General features: G+C 57.4%; 16 protein-coding genes and 3 pseudogenes. 3 read left to right on the top strand and 16 right to left on the bottom strand.

What is annotated here, in order from left to right; genetic code table 11:
- Window positions 1-123: 123 nt before the first annotated feature.
- The 11 genes and pseudogenes from RSAL33209_RS02835 to truB all read right to left on the bottom strand — a co-directional run bounded on the left by RSAL33209_RS02835 (window position 124) and on the right by truB (window position 7,290).
- Complete coding sequence (locus RSAL33209_RS02835) at window positions 124-327, bottom strand: DUF2127 domain-containing protein (protein WP_049758791.1); 204 nt, start codon at window positions 325-327, stop codon at window positions 124-126.
- Window positions 327-572 (bottom strand): hypothetical protein, encoded by a 246-nt coding sequence (locus RSAL33209_RS02830; protein WP_012244116.1) that lies wholly within the window; start codon window positions 570-572, stop codon window positions 327-329. Before RSAL33209_RS02830 ends, RSAL33209_RS02835 begins: the two co-directional genes overlap by 1 nt.
- 120 nt (window positions 573-692) lie before the next feature.
- Entirely contained in the window at window positions 693-1,658 is a 966-nt protein-coding gene (locus tag RSAL33209_RS02825; protein WP_012244115.1) for a bifunctional riboflavin kinase/FAD synthetase, read from the bottom strand.
- Window positions 1,659-1,699: 41 nt separating this feature from the next.
- Window positions 1,700-2,215 (bottom strand): DUF4345 domain-containing protein, encoded by a 516-nt coding sequence (locus tag RSAL33209_RS02820; protein ID WP_012244114.1) that lies wholly within the window; start codon window positions 2,213-2,215, stop codon window positions 1,700-1,702.
- 170 nt (window positions 2,216-2,385) lie between these two features.
- Window positions 2,386-2,541, bottom strand: coding sequence for a hypothetical protein (locus RSAL33209_RS17400; protein ID WP_155116069.1), 156 nt, complete (start codon window positions 2,539-2,541; stop codon window positions 2,386-2,388).
- Window positions 2,542-2,594: 53 nt separating this feature from the next.
- A pseudogene (locus RSAL33209_RS16850) lies at window positions 2,595-3,861 on the bottom strand (IS3 family transposase).
- Window positions 3,862-3,908: 47 nt separating this feature from the next.
- Window positions 3,909-4,745 carry a zinc-binding protein gene (locus tag RSAL33209_RS02805; protein ID WP_012244111.1) on the bottom strand — a complete coding sequence of 279 codons (837 nt, stop codon included), beginning with the start codon at window positions 4,743-4,745 and terminating at the stop codon, window positions 3,909-3,911.
- A 200-nt stretch (window positions 4,746-4,945) separates the two neighbouring features.
- Window positions 4,946-5,572 carry a GNAT family N-acetyltransferase gene (locus RSAL33209_RS02800; RefSeq protein WP_012244110.1) on the bottom strand — a complete coding sequence of 209 codons (627 nt, stop codon included), beginning with the start codon at window positions 5,570-5,572 and terminating at the stop codon, window positions 4,946-4,948.
- Window positions 5,565-6,014, bottom strand: a complete 450-nt coding sequence (locus RSAL33209_RS02795; protein ID WP_012244109.1) for a hypothetical protein — start codon at window positions 6,012-6,014, stop codon at window positions 5,565-5,567. The genes RSAL33209_RS02800 and RSAL33209_RS02795 overlap by 8 nt, the downstream gene beginning before the upstream one ends.
- Window positions 6,015-6,025: 11 nt before the next feature.
- A complete protein-coding gene (locus RSAL33209_RS02790; protein ID WP_012244108.1) occupies window positions 6,026-6,409 on the bottom strand; it encodes a hypothetical protein in 384 nt (127 codons plus the stop codon).
- A pseudogene (gene truB / locus RSAL33209_RS02785) lies at window positions 6,406-7,290 on the bottom strand (tRNA pseudouridine(55) synthase TruB). Before truB ends, RSAL33209_RS02790 begins: the two are co-directional and overlap by 4 nt.
- Before the next feature lie 33 nt (window positions 7,291-7,323).
- Between truB and RSAL33209_RS02780 the strand changes: the two are divergent.
- A complete protein-coding gene (locus RSAL33209_RS02780) occupies window positions 7,324-8,484 on the top strand; it encodes a pyridoxal phosphate-dependent aminotransferase (RefSeq protein WP_012244105.1) in 1,161 nt (386 codons plus the stop codon).
- A 91-nt stretch (window positions 8,485-8,575) separates the two neighbouring features.
- Here the strand turns inward: RSAL33209_RS02780 and rbfA are convergent, their stop codons facing one another.
- From rbfA to RSAL33209_RS02755, 5 genes and pseudogenes are all read right to left on the bottom strand, one after another.
- Window positions 8,576-9,016 (bottom strand): 30S ribosome-binding factor RbfA, encoded by a 441-nt coding sequence (gene rbfA, locus RSAL33209_RS02775; protein WP_041684347.1) that lies wholly within the window; start codon window positions 9,014-9,016, stop codon window positions 8,576-8,578.
- Window positions 9,017-9,104: 88 nt separating this feature from the next.
- A complete protein-coding gene (infB, locus tag RSAL33209_RS02770; RefSeq protein ID WP_041684345.1) occupies window positions 9,105-11,939 on the bottom strand; it encodes a translation initiation factor IF-2 in 2,835 nt (944 codons plus the stop codon).
- Between the two features lie 156 nt (window positions 11,940-12,095).
- Complete coding sequence (locus tag RSAL33209_RS02765) at window positions 12,096-12,401, bottom strand: YlxR family protein (RefSeq protein ID WP_012244102.1); 306 nt, start codon at window positions 12,399-12,401, stop codon at window positions 12,096-12,098.
- Window positions 12,402-12,502: 101 nt separating this feature from the next.
- Entirely contained in the window at window positions 12,503-13,495 is a 993-nt protein-coding gene (gene nusA / locus RSAL33209_RS02760; protein ID WP_012244101.1) for a transcription termination factor NusA, read from the bottom strand.
- Between the two features lies 1 nt (window position 13,496).
- Window positions 13,497-14,093: pseudogene (locus RSAL33209_RS02755) on the bottom strand (ribosome maturation factor RimP).
- A gap of 162 nt (window positions 14,094-14,255) precedes the next feature.
- On the opposite strand from RSAL33209_RS02755, the gene RSAL33209_RS02745 reads away from it, so the two are divergent.
- On the top strand, window positions 14,256-15,857 hold the full coding sequence (locus tag RSAL33209_RS02745; protein ID WP_012244098.1) for a DUF4439 domain-containing protein: 1,602 nt from the start codon (window positions 14,256-14,258) through the stop codon (window positions 15,855-15,857).
- Window positions 15,857-16,855 (top strand): aminoglycoside phosphotransferase family protein, encoded by a 999-nt coding sequence (locus tag RSAL33209_RS02740; protein ID WP_012244097.1) that lies wholly within the window; start codon window positions 15,857-15,859, stop codon window positions 16,853-16,855. The genes RSAL33209_RS02745 and RSAL33209_RS02740 overlap by 1 nt, the downstream gene beginning before the upstream one ends.
- Window positions 16,856-16,943: the final 88 nt, after the last annotated feature.

Raw genomic sequence — 16,943 nt, 5'->3', positions numbered from 1 at the left:
CGGTCTGTACGCAACACGGAATCCAGCCGCCACGGACTGCAGCCAGATTCACGCTTCCAGTTTACGCTGTGCGGGCGGAGTCTGTCGACACAACTACTTCGCCGAAGAGATCGACGGCGAAAATCAGGCGCTGGCTTTCTTCTTCAAGTCACGCCATTCCCGCCAGACTAACCAGATGATGGCAACATCGAGAACCGTAAGGAATCCCATGCCGATAGTAGGCTGCTTGATCAGCACGTAGACCTGGTAAACCGTAAACAGAGCCAATACCGTCAGTGGATAAGGGTAGACCCAGTGATACTCCTTGAAGAGGCAGTATACGAGCACTAGTTTGACCACACCGTGCGCGAGCAGGAAAAAATCACAAAGGCGTGTGATCCATTGCTCAACTCATGGTCCATCCGGCCAGCCCAGTAACCAATGAAATTGCGGATCGGGTGGTGGCCCGGTACCACCTCAGCGATCGGCTGCAGCATTGAGGTCAGCAACTGCGGGAAAAGCCAGAGCACTAGGCCAGCGATCAATTCAATAGCGCCGTCAATACCTTTGACCGCAATACCCTTTGACCGCAATACCGATTCGATAGATCGCCTAAATGGGGTTCCGGGCCCGGAGAATACTGCTCGTTTTGGCGTTCATTCGGCTCAGCCTAGACCCAGCTCAACGCTTTCTCAAACTAGCTGCGAGGCGAACTAGGCCGACCGGAGCGCCTCGTCTGCCTGCAACACTTCCCGCGCCTGCACCACGTCTTTGCACATCTGTTCGATCAACGCTTCTGGCCCGGTATAAGCCACCATGCCGCGTAAATGTTCAACGAACTCCACCGTCACTGATTGACCGTAAAGATTGAAATCTTCGACGGCTTCCTCTGGTCGATCAATGACGTGGGCCTCGACCTGTCGGCTAACGCCTTCGAAGGTCGGATTGGAACCCACTGAGATTGCGGCCGGCCAGCGAGTTGCAGCTTCATCCAACAGCCACCCAGCGTAAATTCCATCGGCCGGAATATACCCTGACGAATCAGGGGCAAGGTTTGCCGTCGGGAAGCCAAGCTCTCTGCCTCGAGCAGCACCGTGCACAACGGTGCCACGCATATGGTGAGCTCTACCAAGCACCTCGGCTGCGGTCCGAACGTCGCCGTGGTCCAATGCTTCGCGCACCCAGGTGGAAGAACACCGTCGTTCAGTACCAAACTCACCGATCACTTCGACGTCGAAACCGAATTTCGTACCCAGCTGCTGCATGGTTGCCAGGTCCCCGCTATTGCCTCGGCCAAACCGCACATCGTGGCCAACCACCACCGAAGTCGCTTTCAAAGCATCGACAAAGGTTGACTGGACGAACTCTTCAGCGCTCTGCTGCGCGAAGTCCAAGGTGTAATGCAAGACCAATACGGCGTCCAAACCAGTAGCAGCCATCGTCGCCACCCGGTCAGCCAAACTCATTATTTGACCGGGCGCAGAATCCGGCCGATGCACCTTAGCCGGGTGCGGGTCGAAGGTGATGGCCACCGCTTTCGCCCCGCGTTTCCGAGCATCTGACACCAGATTCCGAAGGACTTCCTGGTGCCCTCGGTGCACACCATCAAAATTTCCCAAGGTCACTACAGACGGGCCGAAGCCGGTGGGCACATCAGAGATGCCGTTGAAGTACTGCACTTGTATCGCTGTTCTTTCGTTTGGAATTCGTCAGCTGCCAACTAGTTCTTTGGGCAGGACCGTCCTTGCCGGTAACTGGCACGAAGCTTCTGCGTCCGGTTGACCCAGAGGTACCAGACCACAACCACCGGCGGGAACACCAGCTCGGCAATAATTTCGAAAATTGCCAGCGGGGTTGGCGTGCCAGAAAGCGCCCAAGAAAGCACTCTGGCTAGCCCGCCCAGGAAAATCATCCCGCTGACGAAGAAAAGTACCTGGGCCCACTGGAATTTGATCGCAATGGCAATGAAAGCAATACCAGTGCCGAGAAAAACTCCGGCGAGGAAGCGATAACTGGATTCCAAGCTGGGATCAGAGGTTCCGGTAAACCCGGGAGCACCTTTGGCGCCAGCAATCACGTCATAGAGCCCGATGGCCAGCAATGCCAGACCAATAAGCGCGACGACCACGCGGAAGACTTTCCAATCGGCGAGCTTTTCGGCTTTCGCCGCAGCTTCAGGATCAAGTTCCGGAGTCAGTTCCTCCGGGTTGTCTTCCGGAACAACGTTTTCCGTCATGCCAATCTCCTTCTGCGCGGAGGGTGTCTTTCATATCTTCAAAGCTGTTCTCAAAGCAATGTTCTCACGGCAGGCGGTCATCCCAACGCATAAAGGCTTCGGGACGGTTGTGGACGAACCATCCAACCATCCCGAAGCCTTTATGCTATTAAGAATATTGCTCAGCTAAATTACGGCTGCATCCCCTGTTGGAGCAGGTCCCAATCAGCCTTGGTCAGCTCGGGTCCAACTTCCTCAAACGTCGACGAACGGGTCTTGAGCGCTTGGCCACTTCCGATATTGCCACCGCGGAAGCTAATCGACGCCCAGTTATTTTGCCCGGTCAACGTGCCCTTAGAGCCGTCCTTGTTGAATCGCTCCGGTGTGTCCGGAGGGTTTCTCAGACGATGAGCCTGTCGGCGGCTGCCGTGCTCTGGTAGTGATTGTAGTAGTGGTTTTCTAGCTCTACTGGTGGGATGTCTCCGCAGTACTGGTAGAGCCTTCGGTGGTTGTACCAATCGACCCATTCAGCGGTGCCGATTTCGACTTCTTCTAGAGTCCGCCAGGGCTTGCCGGGTTTGATCAGCTCGGTCTTATAAAGCCCGTTGATGGTTTCCGCCAAGACGTTGTCGTAACTATCACCCACAGAACCGATCGAGGGGCGGATACCGGCCTGGGCCAGGCGTTCGGTGAAGGCCAAGGAGGCGTATTGAGCCCCGGCATCGTGATGATGAATCACCCCGGAAATCTCAGCCCCGGCCCGTTCACGACTCCAGATTGCCTGATTAACTGCGTTGAGCACTAGCACGGTGTTCATAGAAGCACTCGCTGACCAGCCCAGGATCCTCCGAGAGTAAGCATCGATCACGAAGGCAACATAGACCCACCCGGACCAGGTCGAAACATAGGTGAAATCAGCTACCCATAGCCGATCCGGTGCCGTTGGTGTGAAATCACGGCGGACCAAGTCCTTCGCTCGGGCCGCCTTCGAGTCTTTGATCGTGGTGCGTTTGACCTTGCCACGGACCGCACCCTGTATGCCAAGTAACCCCATGAGCCGTTCTACCGTGCACCTGGCCACCGGCACACCTTCACGGTTCATCGCCAACCAGACTTTCCTGGTGCCGTAAACCCCGTAATTAGCGGCATACACCTTCTGGATCACGGGCTTGAGCACCTCATCACGTTGTTCTCGGTGAGATCGTGTTTTATCCACCCATTCGTAGTACGTGGGACGGGGTGGTCTTCACCCCGTCCCAGTAAGCACCTGGCAGATCGACTCGACACCCCACCGCAATCCATTATTCTCGCGGTGACCGGCATGGTCCTTGATGTATTTCACGATCAGTGTTGTAGCGGTCGAGTTCGACCGCGAAAAAAGCTGAAGCACTCCGAAGGATCGCGTTCGCCCGTTTCAGCTCAGCGTTCTCACGCCGTAACCGTTTCAGCTCGGCCGATTCCGTGCTCGTTGTTCCAGTTCTAGTACCAACATCGATCTCGGCTTGCCGGACCCATTTACGCACCGTTTCCGGCACACCCACACCCAAAAGCTGGGCAACTTTTTGCATCGCCGCCCACTCCGAAGATGCACCCTCCATCTCCGCCACCATGCGCACCGTACGATCCTTCAACTCCTGCGGATACCGTGTCGTAGTTTTCCCTGCCATGTCCTGATCCTCTCAAACAAGAAAGTCTCCGGACACACCGGGGCGATTCACTCTTTCAAAGAGACCGGCTCGATCGACGAGTAGCCAAAGTTGAACGTGCCATCAGTCTTCGGCACACCGCCGAACTGGAAGGTGTAGTTCATCACGGACAGGTAGTTCGGCTTGTAGTTGTTATAATCCGATCCGCCATGCTTCAAGCCCAGGGTGTGACCAAGTTCGTGAATAAAGGTACCAACTTGCATATCTTGGGTGGTGTTCCAGTCACAACGCGGTCCCATTGTGACGACGAAGGTATCACTTGGAATACCGAGAGCCACGCCACTGCTGCAGCTGCTGTCGTAGTCGTCCGCCCAGATCATATAGCGGAAGACTTTGTCCCGATTGCTGTCAAAATTGGCATCTTTGATCGCGTTAATCTGGCTCTCATAAGGCTTGAGATCAGAGTCATAGGGGACCTGGTTGCCACCACCGAGGTTGTGGTTACTGCCGCCGGCGGTACCGGCATCGAGGTGAATGTTGATACCGGTGGTGTTGTCAGGATTGCTCACTGGAGCCGCAGCGAAAACCGCTTTAATACGGTCCATTGCCGCTGTTCCGGGCAAACACCCCTGCATGTAGTCCATCTCCACGAAGAGATCTTTTTTGTTCGGGTTAGCACCCATGGCGGGCAGATCAACGTCGATCTGGCCGTCGCCGTCGGCGTCGTAGCCGTTGGTCTCCCAAACATCGGGCAAGCCGTCGCCATCGGTATCTGCCAAGGCAGCCTGGGCAACTGGAGCCGCGTTTGCGGGTGCAGAAATGATTGCGGTACTGATACCGGTGAGGCCGACGGCGAAAACTGCAGCGCCAGCGAGCATCCGGAAGCGTAGAGCACTATTAGTCACGTGCGGTACCTTTCGTGGTGAAATAGCGGGCCGTCGTCAACACTGACGCGGCTCGTACCATTCCCTGAAATCGCCCAATTCATGGGCACGATCCCAATGAACAGCGCGAAACTGAAAGTAACCTGGGAATTTGTCATCAATTCACAGCGAAAGCTCAGCTAATTCACACACTTTTATAAGAGTGATTCTCAGATAGCACTTTATTCGGACCAAGACGTCCAAACTTCACCCATCTCACGTGCCCGGCTGGCCCGGTCTTTGTCAACCGAGGCCAGCGAAAGGATCCAGGCATCCGAACTCACGCCACGGACATCGGCAAAGCCGGGAAACTGTGCGTCGAACTGGAAGCCAGCCTTCCAAGCCAACTTGCGACTGCCCCAGTTTGGCACATATGCGTGCCAATACAGATAAGCCAAATTGAGCCGGTTGAAGGCGTAGTCCAAAAGCAATTCGACCGCGCGCAAGGCGGCTCCGCCCCCCCTAGCCGCTGGACCCAGGTTGATACCAACGTCTGCGGTGGCCGCCCGGAAGCTGTGCAAATCGATCGTGCCCATCAGTCGGTCGTCCACCGCATCGGCAATCGCAAAAGTATGCGTACTGCCGTTCACCCAACCCTGCGGGCAAATCTCGTCGATGAACTTTTGGGCATCAGCCGCAGAATAGTTCAGCGGCACGGTGGTCCAGCGCACCGCCTCCGGGTCCAAACAATTCTCCATGAGTTGTTTCGCGTCCCGCGCTTCAATCTTGCGCAAACTCACTACGCCGTCGGTAAGTGCCGGCACGGTAACTAACGATGCCGCGGCAATTGATGGCTCAAGGTTAGTCATGGGCATTACCCGACTGAGCAGCTGCGGCACTCTGCTGTGGTGCGGTACCTGGCCTTTTCCGGTGCAGCCAGATTAAGCCCAAAAGCGGCAGCAACAGCGGAACGAAGCCATAACCGCGACCAAAGGCGCTCCATACTGTGTCATGCGGGAATGCCGTTGAGTCAAATAAACTGAGCGCGCCAATAACCAAAACACCAAGTAGTTCTACAACCACCGCGACGACCGAAATCCAGTACCAGCGCACGCCGCGCATCGACAATGAGATGGTAGCGGCGATGTAGACCAGGGCTGCGAAGGCCGAGAGTAGATAGGCTACCGGCGCATCGGAGAACTTAGTCGCGATTTGAAATACTGCCCGCGCTGTCGCGGCAAGTGCGAAAACACCGTAGACCGCAATTAGCAAACGACCAGGACCGGTAGCCCGGGTGAGTTGTTGGCTCATGTTTCTTATCCTCAGCTTCCCACGGGCACGGCAACGCCGTACCAAATCTGCATCATGCGGTACATCATGACAATCACAATCAACCCCACAGCGCCGAGCACTAGATTGCTCCAGCGGCTCCGCTCCAACAGCGACCAGTAGACGGCACCAATTGGTAACACCACAACGGTAATCAAATAGCCCCAGAATTCCCAGCCCGCACCAGAAATCTGCTCGCCGTTGGCCTGCCTCATGATGCTGGCCACTAAGTACACGAGCAAAAACAATTCAACCGTAGCTACCGAAAGGATCGTGACGTCGTTGGGGCCTTTTTTGGCTAACGCTGCCACGACGCAAATCACGGTTGAGAGCAGACAAACTATCAGTGAAATCCAGAACCAAATATCCGGCGTCATTTGCTTCCACCTTCGTCCGGCGCGAAAACTAAAATCGCTTTAGCGTGTTTACCTTCAGCACCGGGGTCTTCAAGGAGCGCTACCAAATGACCTTCAGGTGCGAATCCGGCGGCTGGCTCGGCTGCGGAGTGCGCCTGATCGCTTGCTGAAATTCGGCGACCAAAGGAAAGTTCGATTGTTTCCTCCGCGCTTAATTCACGGACCGGCATAAGCGCTCGGGCAGCATCGGAGATCTCAAGAATTGGCAGCTCTTGTTGATCCTAGCGCAGTTACTGAAGGCTTTCCAGCGTCTGGGTCCGATCCAGTCCATAGGGCCCAACAGCGGTCCGGCGGAGTGCGGTCAAATGCCCGCCAACGCCTAAGGCCGTGCCCAGATCCCGAGCCAGCGCTCTAATGTAGGTGCCGGAAGAGCAGCTAACCGTCACCTCGACGTCGAGCAGCCCGTCCGTTGTGCTCTGGATTCGGTGCACGTCGAAACTTAGGATGTTGACTGGTCGCACAGCCAACTGCACATCTTTACCCGCCCGCGCTCTAGCGTAGGAACGTTCGCCGTCAACCTTGATTGCGCTAACACTGCTGGGCACCTGCAGAATTTCGCCGGTTAGCGCCGCTACTGCGCGCCGAATCTCGCCCTCGGCGTCATCGGTAATGGTCGACTGCCCCAGCCTGATGGTCGCATCATAGGTTTTGCTAGTGCCCACGATGTAGGTCAGTAGCTTGGTCGCCTTATTGATACCGATGACTAAAACACCAGTCGCCATCGGGTCTAAGGTGCCCGCATGCCCCACTTTGCGGGTGCCCGCAAGCCGTCGCATTTTGGCCACCACATCGTGGCTGGTCCATCCTTGAGGTTTATCCACGATAACGAGTCCAGAAAGCACGTGTTTCAGTATATGTTGCCGTAGCATTCGGCTATGCCCTCGCTCGCTCCACACATCACTGCCCTCCATCCAAATCTGATCCGCGAGATCACCGAAGCTGCCTGGACTCGGCAAGCGTCCGCCCAAGAAACCCTGGTGCTCAGCATCGGTGAACCAGGGTTTGAGGTGCCAATGCACATTCGCCAAGCCGCCATCGATTGTTTGATCCGCGATGAAACGAATTACACCCCCAACGGAGGTATTCCGGCGCTCCGCGAAGCCTTTGCCGCGCGCCTAGCACTCGAGCAGGGCGCCGTCGTCGAACCTTCGCAAATCGTCGTGACAGCTGGTGCGCAACAAAGCCTGCACCTTGCCATGACGTTAGTGCTCGCGCCCGGGGATGAGATTCTGATTCCGAATCCGGGGTACCCCACCTTTGGGATTGCCGCGAATCTACTCAGCGCGATTCCCGTCGGCTACCCCTTGCGCCCCGAACACGGATTCCAACCACAAGTAGCCGATATTGAAGCCCTGATTACCTCGAAATCCAAAGCGCTAGTGCTCAATTCGCCGTCGAATCCCTTGGGCGCGGTGCTCTCTGCGGAACTCACGGCAGCTCTCATGGAGTTAGCCCGCAAACATGATCTTTGGGTAATCTCCGACGAATGCTATGAAGCTTTTACTTTTGACGTACCCCATGTTTCGCCCGCCCGCTTCGATACGGACGACCGGGTACTAGCGTCGTGGACCGCGTCAAAAACCTACGCCATGACCGGAATTCGGATCGGCGCGTTACTCACGCCGCCCGGGTTGGCGAATGCGGTTTCGACGGCGATCGAGGCAACATTTTCCTGCGTCAGTTCGCCAGCACAATATGCGGCACTGGCAGCCTTGACGGGGCCGCAAGAGTCGGTTGATGCGGCGCGCGTGCATTATCGAGCCAACCGAGACGCTGCTGAGTCCTTATTGCGTGCCCGCGGGCTGCAGTTCCTCGACGCACAGGGTGCCTTCTATCTATGGGTCAATGTCGCACACGCCTCCAACGGCGACGTCCGTACCTGGGTACATCAATTCCTCGCGGACGACGGCGTCGCGGTAGCACCAGGGACGGCTTTCGGTTCAGAGGGTGAGGGCTGGGTCAGAGTCGCTTTATGTGGGGATACCGCGGAGCTGCTCGAAGGGTTACGCCGGATTCCGGCCCCTCAGTCAGCTTAAGAAAACTAAACCAGGGCAAGAAAAAGGTCTCAAGCTGTGGGGCGAGTGCTCAGTTGCACTTGCCCCACAGCTTGAGACCTTTTTGGTTGACTTAGCTTTCTGCTGCCTCGTCGTCTTCGGGCTTCTTGTACGGATCAGCCTCGCCAGCAAACTCGGCGCGAGCGGCACGTGCTGCCAGTTCCGCGTCTCGTTCCTTGGCTAACCGGATGAGTTCCTCGACGTGACTCGCGGTCTCCGGAACTTCATCAGAGATGAATTCCAAAGTAGGCGTGAGCCGAATCGTGAGATTCTTACCCACTTCACGGCGAAGGATTCCTTTGGACTTAGCTAGCGAATCTTCGGCTTCTTGACGAGCCTCGGTGCCGCCGAAAATCGTGTAGTAAATCGTCGCGTGTTGGAGATCATTGGTCACACGAGTTTCCGTGATGGTGATGTTCTCCACACCTGGCTGTTTAACCTGCTTGCGCAGCGCCTCGGCGACAATCACCTTGATACGTTGGGCCAGTCGTGCAGCCCGTGCCGGATCGGCCATGGTTCCTCCTAGGACGTCGAGTGTCGAGTTGTGGTTGGAAAAACGGAGTTTTTCCAACCACAACTCGACACTCGACGGAAAATTACGTTTAGACCCGCGGCTTCTCGCGCATTTCGAAGGTCTCGATGATGTCTTCGAGCTGCAGATCGTTGAACGATCCAAGGCCAATACCGCATTCGAAGCCCTCGCGAACTTCGGTGGCATCGTCCTTGACTCGCTTGAGCGAATCGACCGTGAGGTTGTCTCCGATGAGCACACCCGCACGCAAAACACGTGCCTTGGCATTGCGTCGAATCAAACCACTGCGGACGATCGAGCCAGCGATGTTGCCGAACTTCGAGGAACGGAAGATCTCGCGGATTTCCGCGGTACCCAACTGGACCTCTTCGTATTCCGGCTTGAGCATGCCCTTGAGCGCCAACTCAATATCGTCGATCGCTGCATAGATGACCGAGTAGAAGCGCATATCGACACCCTCGCGGTCTGCCAACTCGGCAACCCGCTCGGCCGGCTTGACGTTGAAGCCAATGATGATTGCGCTGTCCACAGTCGCCAAGTTGACGTCGTTCTGCGTGATCGCACCAACGCCACGGTGAATGACGCGCAGTTGCACACCTTCGCCGACGTCGATCTTGAGCAACGAATCTTCCAGAGCTTCAACAGCACCGGAAACGTCACCCTTGAGGATGAGGTTAAGCGTGTCAACCTTGCCATCGGCAACGGCCTGGTCGAAGTCTTCCAGGCTGATCCGCTTGCGACGCTTCGCCAGGGCGGCGTTGCGGTCCGCAGCTTCACGCTTCTCCGCGATCTGACGGGCAGTACGCTCATCACCGGTCACGAAGAAGGTGTCACCTGCGCGAGGCACCGAGGACAAACCAAGCACCTGCACCGGACGCGAAGGTCCTGCTTCGGTGACGGCAGTTCCATCGTCGTCGAACATTGCCCGGACACGTCCGTGCGCTGTACCGGCCACAATCGTGTCGCCAACGGCCAAAGTACCGGACTGCACCAGCACGGTAGCCACTGAACCGCGACCCTTATCCAAGTTCGCTTCGATCGCGATACCGCGCGCGTCCTTGTTCGGGTTGGCGCGCAGATCCAAAGCGGCGTCTGCGGTCAGCATGACAGCTTCGAGCAAAGCGTCAATGTTTTGGTTCTGCCGAGCAGAGACGTCGACGAACATCGTCTCGCCACCGTACTCTTCAGGCACCAGACCGTATTCGGTGAGCTGGCCACGGATTTTCTCCGGGTTCGCGCCCTCTTTATCGATCTTGTTCACAGCGACCACAATCGGCACACCAGCAGCCTGTGCGTGGTTGAGCGCCTCAACGGTCTGCGGCATCACGCCGTCGTCCGCAGCGACCACCAGGATCGCAATGTCGGTGACTTTGGCACCACGGGCACGCATCGCGGTGAAAGCTTCGTGACCCGGAGTATCGATGAAGGTGATCTTTCGAACTTCACCCTCATGGACGTGATTGACCTGGTAAGCACCGATGTGCTGGGTGATGCCACCGTGTTCGCCCGCGACGACATCCGAATTACGGATCGCATCGAGCAAACGAGTCTTACCGTGATCGACGTGGCCCATCACGGTAACAACCGGCGGGCGCGCCTGAAGATCTTCATCGCCTTCAGCTTCGAGCTCGGCATCAAAGTCGATGTCGAAGGTACTGAGCAGCTCGCGCTCCTCGTCCTCCGGCGAAACGACCTGAAGTTTGTAACCGAGTTCTTCACCGAGCAAGGCAAATGTCTCTTCGTCCAAGGACTGCGTGGCCGTAGCCATTTCGCCCAAGTGGAAGAGCACAGTAACCAATGCTGCCGGGTTAGCCTCAATCTTGTCTGCGAAATCAGTGATCGAAGAACCACGACGCAACCGAACAACGGTGTTGCCGTCGCCACGGGGTACGCTCACGCCGCCAAGCGACGGAGCACTCATCTGCTCTAGTTCCTGACGCTTTGCCCGCTTCGACTTGCGCTGCTTGCCACGACCCGCGCCGCCCTTACCGAAGGCACCTTGGGTACCGCCGCGACCGCGACCGCCCTTGCCAAAGCCACCACCGGCAGGAGCGCCGCCACCAGGACGTGCGCCGCCACCGCGGCCTGGACCGCCAGCGCCGCCGCCTGCGCCACGACCTGCCGGAGCTGGTCGTTCGGTGCGGTTAGGCATCATGCCGGGAGTAGGACGGTTTCCGCCGCCGCCACCAGGCCGTGAGGCACCAGAACCGGCGCCCGGACGAGGGCCACCCGAACCAGCTGCTGGACGAGGGCCACCCGAACCAGCTGCTGGACGAGGGCCACCCGAGCCAGCCGCAGGACGCGGTCCACCCGAGCGCTCGCCGTCACCGCGGCCGCCAGAACGTGGCATACCTTGCGATGAGGCAAAAGGATTGTTACCCGGACGAGGTGCACCCGGACGAGGACCACCTGGACGGGGTCTGCCAGCGCCTGAAGCCGGAGCTGCGGCTGGACGTTCCCCTTCGGCACGGGCGCCAGCGCGTGGCATACCTTGCGAAGTGGCGAACGGGTTATTGCCTGGGCGCGGTCCACCAGCGCCAGGACGAGCGGCGCTACCCTCTTTTTGCTCTTTTACTGCCGGAGCAGCTGGTGCAACTGGCGTAGCCGCAGCTTTCGCGGCAGCCGGAGTTGCTGGAGCTTGCGTTTCAACGGGCTTTACCGACGCTTGCGCTTCAGCAGGTTTCGCCGGCGCTTTAGGTGCCGGACGTGCCGGAGCCTTAGGGGCTGCAGCTTCTGGTGCAGCTACCGCATCGGGGAAGGCATCGCGAAGTTTCTTTACCACCGGAGCTTCGATGGTTGAAGATGCTGAACGAACAAATTCGCCCAGTTCCTGCAGCTTCGCAACTGCATCTTTGGATGTGATTCCGAGCTCTTTTGCGAGCTCATGTACACGGGCCTTAGCCACGCTTTCTCCTGTCTCGGCTCGCACCGAGTCAGGCACGAACCGTCTAATTCATAAGTCGGGATTCCAGGGGGGAATGTCCGACGCTGGCGTGCACAGCACAAATTGCTTGCACACTCATTACCGGGCACTCATCGCTGGGCACTCATCGGGTTTCCATCAGTTTTCTGACCCGCTTTCAGGTTGGACAGTTCGGTTCTGTGCGAAATAGCTTTCGACTGACGCAGTTTCGCCCGCGCCTCGGAAAGCGCGGCTAAAACCATGTCGCTTGAGAGCCAAATCAAGACATGCCTTTTCCGGATGCAACCAAGCACCCCGGCCAGCCATGCTGCGGTGAGGATCCACTTCCAAAACGCCGGAAGCATCTCTCACCACACGCAAAAGTTTTGGCTGGGCATCACGACAACGGCATCCAACGCAGGTACGAATAGGCGTTTTGGACGCAGTTAACTGCGTTGTCGACACGTAGGTACCTTTGGTGGGATGTTGTGGTCGATAGACCCGGCCTATCCCAGTCTAGCGCCCAAGCGCCCCCGCTGCCCAAACGGTGCCAGCAAAGCCGCTAGTTACTCGGCCGCCGGCTCAGTTGGTTCTGCTACCGCATCCGAAATGATGTCGATTCGCCAACCGGTGAGCTTGGCTGCCAGCCGGGCATTTTGGCCTTCTTTGCCAATCGCCAGTGAAAGCTGGTAATCCGGCACAATCACCCGTGCTGAACGAGTTGCCTCATCCGTGATGGTCACTGAGTTAACGCGCGACGGCGAAAGTGAGCTGGCAATAAAGGTTGCCGGATCTTCGCTGAAGTCGACGATGTCGATCTTCTCGTCATTGAGCTCCGTCATCACGGCACGTACTCGCGAACCCATCTCACCGATGCAAGCTCCCTTAGCGTTGATCCCGGGCCGATGAGCCTTAACAGCGATTTTGGTGCGGTGGCCGGCTTCACGCGCAAGCGCCACGATTTCCACGGACTTGTCCGCAATTTCTGGAACTTCCAACTCGAAAAGCTTCCGAACCAAGCCCGGGTGTGAACGGGACAGGGTAATTGATGGACCTTTTTGGCCGCGATGCACGTCAACAACAAAGGCCCGAATCCGGCTGCCATGCGGGTAACGCTCCCCTGGCGACTGCTCAGTTGGCGGCAGCACGCCTTCGACTGTGCCCAGATTGACCTGGACCATGTTGGGATTGTGTCCCTGCTGAATTTGGCCGGAGACTAGTTCGCCTTCTTTGCCGCGGAACTCGCCAAGAACGTTCTCATCCTCAACATCACGCAGTCGCTGCAAGATGATCTGGCGCGCTGTGCTGGCGGCAATGCGGCCAAAGCCAGCGGGGGTATCTTCGAACTCACCCACGGGTGCGCCGTCGTCGTCGATTTCGGTGGCCCAAATGGTCACGTGACCGCTCTTGCGATCAATCTCCGCCCGAGCCTGCTCAAAAGCGCCAGGAGACTTGCGATAGGCCACAAGAAGCGCCTGCTCAATGGTCGGGATGAGCTTCTCTAGCGGAATTTCACGTTCGCGCTCCAGCAAACGCAGCGCGCTCATGTCAATATCCATCTCAATCCTGACCTTTCTGACCGGAATCTGTTCCAGCCTGCTCTTCTTCGTCGAGTCGATGGAATTCGACCTCAACCGTGCCCTTGCGAATCTGCGCGAACTCAATGAATTCAGGTTCAGCCTGTTTAGGCTTCATACCTTTCTTCACTGGCAGTTCGGGGCGGATCTTCACCCCGTCCGGGCTAACTTCAATAATTCTGCCGAACAAGGACTCGCCTTGCTCGCTTTTTCGAAGCTTCAAAGTCGCCATCCGCCCCAAAGCCCGGCGCCAGTGCCGCAACTCGGTTAGAGAACGCCCCACACCGGGCGAGGAAACTTCTAAATCAAAAGGACGTCCGTCATCTTCCGGATCCGCATCTAACGCGGAGGAAAGGGCTAGCGAAACTTCAGCAATCTTGTCTAGGCCAACGCTGCCCTGTTGATCTTCGGGTAAATCGACCACGACGTGCACGATCCGCTACGTACCAGCAAGGTGCACATTCACTTCTTCGAGGAATAAACCTGTTTCAACAACGGCGGGTTGGAGGAAATCGAAGAGTCGTTGGGACTGTGCAGCAGTATTGATTGCTGAACTCGGCGACCGATCCGGCTTGGACATGATCGAAGCCTTCCTGGGCCCATTCGGGCACCCACGTGATGATGTTGTACGTATAGCCTACAGATTGTTAGGGCGATTAGGCGACGGCTGGCGGGCTGAATGCCGGCTGGCGGGTCCCATTGAGTGAGCAAAATGCCCTCAAACATGGCATGATCGAACTTTGTGACCGATCCAGAAATTGCCCAGAATTCCGACGACGACAGTTCCCTGCCGTCGTCTTCCACGGGCTCTGCTGCTCAATCGGTCGAATCCGATGCGAAATCCAAATCTGCAAAAACTCGCAAGCCACGCCGCGCAAGCTTGCCCGCTGGGCCTCCTGTTGCCGCAGTTTCAGTGCCGGTCATCATTATCGCGGAGAGCAATTCAGCCGAAGCAATAGCGCCAGACTTGCCGGAAGCGAAACCCGCTCCGGAGCTAGAAGCAGTGCCTCTAGCGGAAGTGGCGCCGGTAACGGAATTGGCCCCCGCGGAGTCAGCGCCCGCGGAGTCAGCACCCGAGAAACCAGCACCCGAGAAACCAGCACCCGCAGAGTCAGCAACCCAGTCGGAGCCGAGTCCGGAAGCGCGCTTAGAACCAGAGCCGGCACCCGTTCCAGAGCCCGAGCTGAGCTCAGAACCCGAGTCAATTCCCGTTCCAGAACCCGAAATACCCGCGATGGCGATTCCAGCAGAAATCGAACCGCTGGAACACGCCACTCGACAGTCGTTGCGCGCCTCTGAGGCCAGCGAGAAAGCGCAGGAAAAAGCTCGCGAAAAAGCCAAAGACTTCGAGCATCCGGAACGTCGGCTTGGCCGCAATGTGTGGAACTGGTCGCGACGAGTGCTACTGCTATTGCTTGTTGCCGTCCTGGTGCTCGCTACCGGCAGCATTATCAGCAACCGAAATAATGAGTCTCAGCAGATTTCGGCAACCGAGCAGGGCAGGCAAGATTCGCTCAGTTCGGCCAACGAGTTACTTACCCAGCTCAAAGCTCTTGCCCCTGATAGCGCAACGGCTCCGGCGGCAAATTACGCCGTCGGAGTTCTCAACGCCTCAATCGAAGCGCTGACCCGGCCCTCAGCTACCAGCAGTGCTAGCCCCACGGCCCCGTCATCCTCTGCGACAACTCCGGTTGCTGTTGCCGCCGTCGTCGATGGACTGGCAAAAGCGGCACTGTCAAACTTGTCCACGGCGCGCAACACTGAGCCTGGTATGGCCCGCTTGCTTGCCGCAATCGGTATTGGGCAAGCAATTTCTGCCCAGTATCTTGCCAAACAAGCAGGCATCACGGTGCCTATGGTGGCTATTCCTGCAGTCACACCGCCCGAGGCATCCTCTTGTGCCACGCCAACTGCCCCTCCTGCCGACACCAAACTCGGCAGCGCTCAGGCCTTGGCAGCTGTCGCCTTGGCGGAGCAAAAGGCCGTCTACGCTTACCAAGTAGCCGCGACTCGATTGGCGACGCCGGAATCAGCCAAGACGGCATTTGGGCTGCTGGCGCAACATCAAGATGCCTTGAGCCAGACGAGGGCGCAATTCCGTGCACAATGCCTGCAATCACCCTTGCCAGAACCGGCATTCATCACCTTAGACCAAAGCTTTTTAGCCCAGCCTGTGCCGGGACTCGCAACCCTTCAAGATCAGCTCAGTATTAGCTACGCCGATTTGGTTGGCCTCAGCGATGGTGCGCTCCGAGACTGGGCCATCGAGAAAATGCTCTCGAGCAGCAAAGACCAGCTCAACTGGGCCGCGCCACCTCAAAAGCTGCCCGGTCTGGCGTCCTGATGACAGTCCCGATTCCCGCCGATTTAGCGCAGAGATACAGCAACACTGCCGAGCGGCGAGCCTGGCTAACTAGGCTTCCGGGTCTCATTGAAAGCGCATTTGAGCGTTGGGACTTGAGCTCAGACTTATTGCCTGGTCAACAGCCGTGGAATGGCTTTACCGGCATCGCTATTCCGGTGCTCCGTCAAGGCGCTGACCAAGCCGTGCTCAAGATTGCTTTCCCTTACGAGGATATTGGCCATGAAGCCGCGACTTTGAAGCTCTGGGGCGGCCACGGCGCAGCACGCTTACTCGACCACGACGCAGCCGATTTTGCCTTACTTCTGGAACGACTGGATGCGGATCGTTGGCTGCAATCCGCGCCAATGCCAGATGCTATTCGGGTCTGGGGTGCAGTGATGAAAGAGCTGTCCATCAAGCAAGATATTCGTCCTGAGTGGAGTCAGATCCCCTCGCTCGCCGACCAGGCTGAGCGATGGAGCGATGATTTTCCCGCGGATTGGGCCCGGCTCGATGAACCCTTTCCGCGTTGGCTGCTGGAAGCTGCGTTAGAGGTTTGCCAAACCCGGGGAGTGCTGGGTCGCAGAGAGTCCAACGATGTACTGTTGCATGGCGATCTGCACGGCATGAACGTGTTGGCTCGGCCTGGAACCACCGGTTGGGAAGCAAAAGACTTCCAGGCCATCGATCCGCAAGGCTGGCTGGGCGAGGCCGAATACGCCGTCGCACCAATGCTCAACAACCGGCTAAAAGATTTACCTGAAAGCAATCCTGAACTCGCATTGCTCGATCGGCTCAACCTGCTGTGTGCGGCCGCCGGGCTTGACGCAGAAATCGCTAGGCAATGGTGCATTGTGCGCGAAGTTGAGGATGCTCTTTGGCCAGCCGGAAAAGCTGACCACCTCAAGGACCTGCAACGCTGCCTATGGATTGGCAGCACGCTCGCTGGCCGCACGATCTCCGACTTACCTCACCCGCATAGCTTAGAAATCATCTGATCCCGGTTCAGATAGCAAGACAACATTCGGATAGCTAGAAGACGGTTCTTCTGCCTATCGCAAAGGCGTCTTGCTATCTGAAAACCTG

Source organism: Renibacterium salmoninarum ATCC 33209 (assembly GCF_000018885.1).
GTDB classification, from domain to species: Bacteria; Actinomycetota; Actinomycetes; order Actinomycetales; family Micrococcaceae; genus Renibacterium; species Renibacterium salmoninarum.
Note: the sequence above shows the minus strand (reverse complement) of the source record. Positions and strands in the feature narration are given on the sequence as shown.

Coding starts and splice junctions, on each gene's coding strand:
- nusA (WP_012244101.1), bottom strand. CDS start 13,495: ATGGATATTGACATGAGCGCGCTGCGTTTGCTGGAGCGCGAACGTGAA.
- RSAL33209_RS02800 (WP_012244110.1), bottom strand. CDS start 5,572: ATGACTAACCTTGAGCCATCAATTGCCGCGGCATCGTTAGTTACCGTG.
- RSAL33209_RS02740 (WP_012244097.1), top strand. CDS start 15,857: ATGACAGTCCCGATTCCCGCCGATTTAGCGCAGAGATACAGCAACACT.
- RSAL33209_RS02820 (WP_012244114.1), bottom strand. CDS start 2,215: ATGACGGAAAACGTTGTTCCGGAAGACAACCCGGAGGAACTGACTCCG.
- rbfA (WP_041684347.1), bottom strand. CDS start 9,016: ATGGCCGATCCGGCACGGGCTGCACGACTGGCCCAACGTATCAAGGTG.
- RSAL33209_RS02780 (WP_012244105.1), top strand. CDS start 7,324: ATGCCCTCGCTCGCTCCACACATCACTGCCCTCCATCCAAATCTGATC.
- RSAL33209_RS02790 (WP_012244108.1), bottom strand. CDS start 6,409: ATGACGCCGGATATTTGGTTCTGGATTTCACTGATAGTTTGTCTGCTC.
- RSAL33209_RS02795 (WP_012244109.1), bottom strand. CDS start 6,014: ATGAGCCAACAACTCACCCGGGCTACCGGTCCTGGTCGTTTGCTAATT.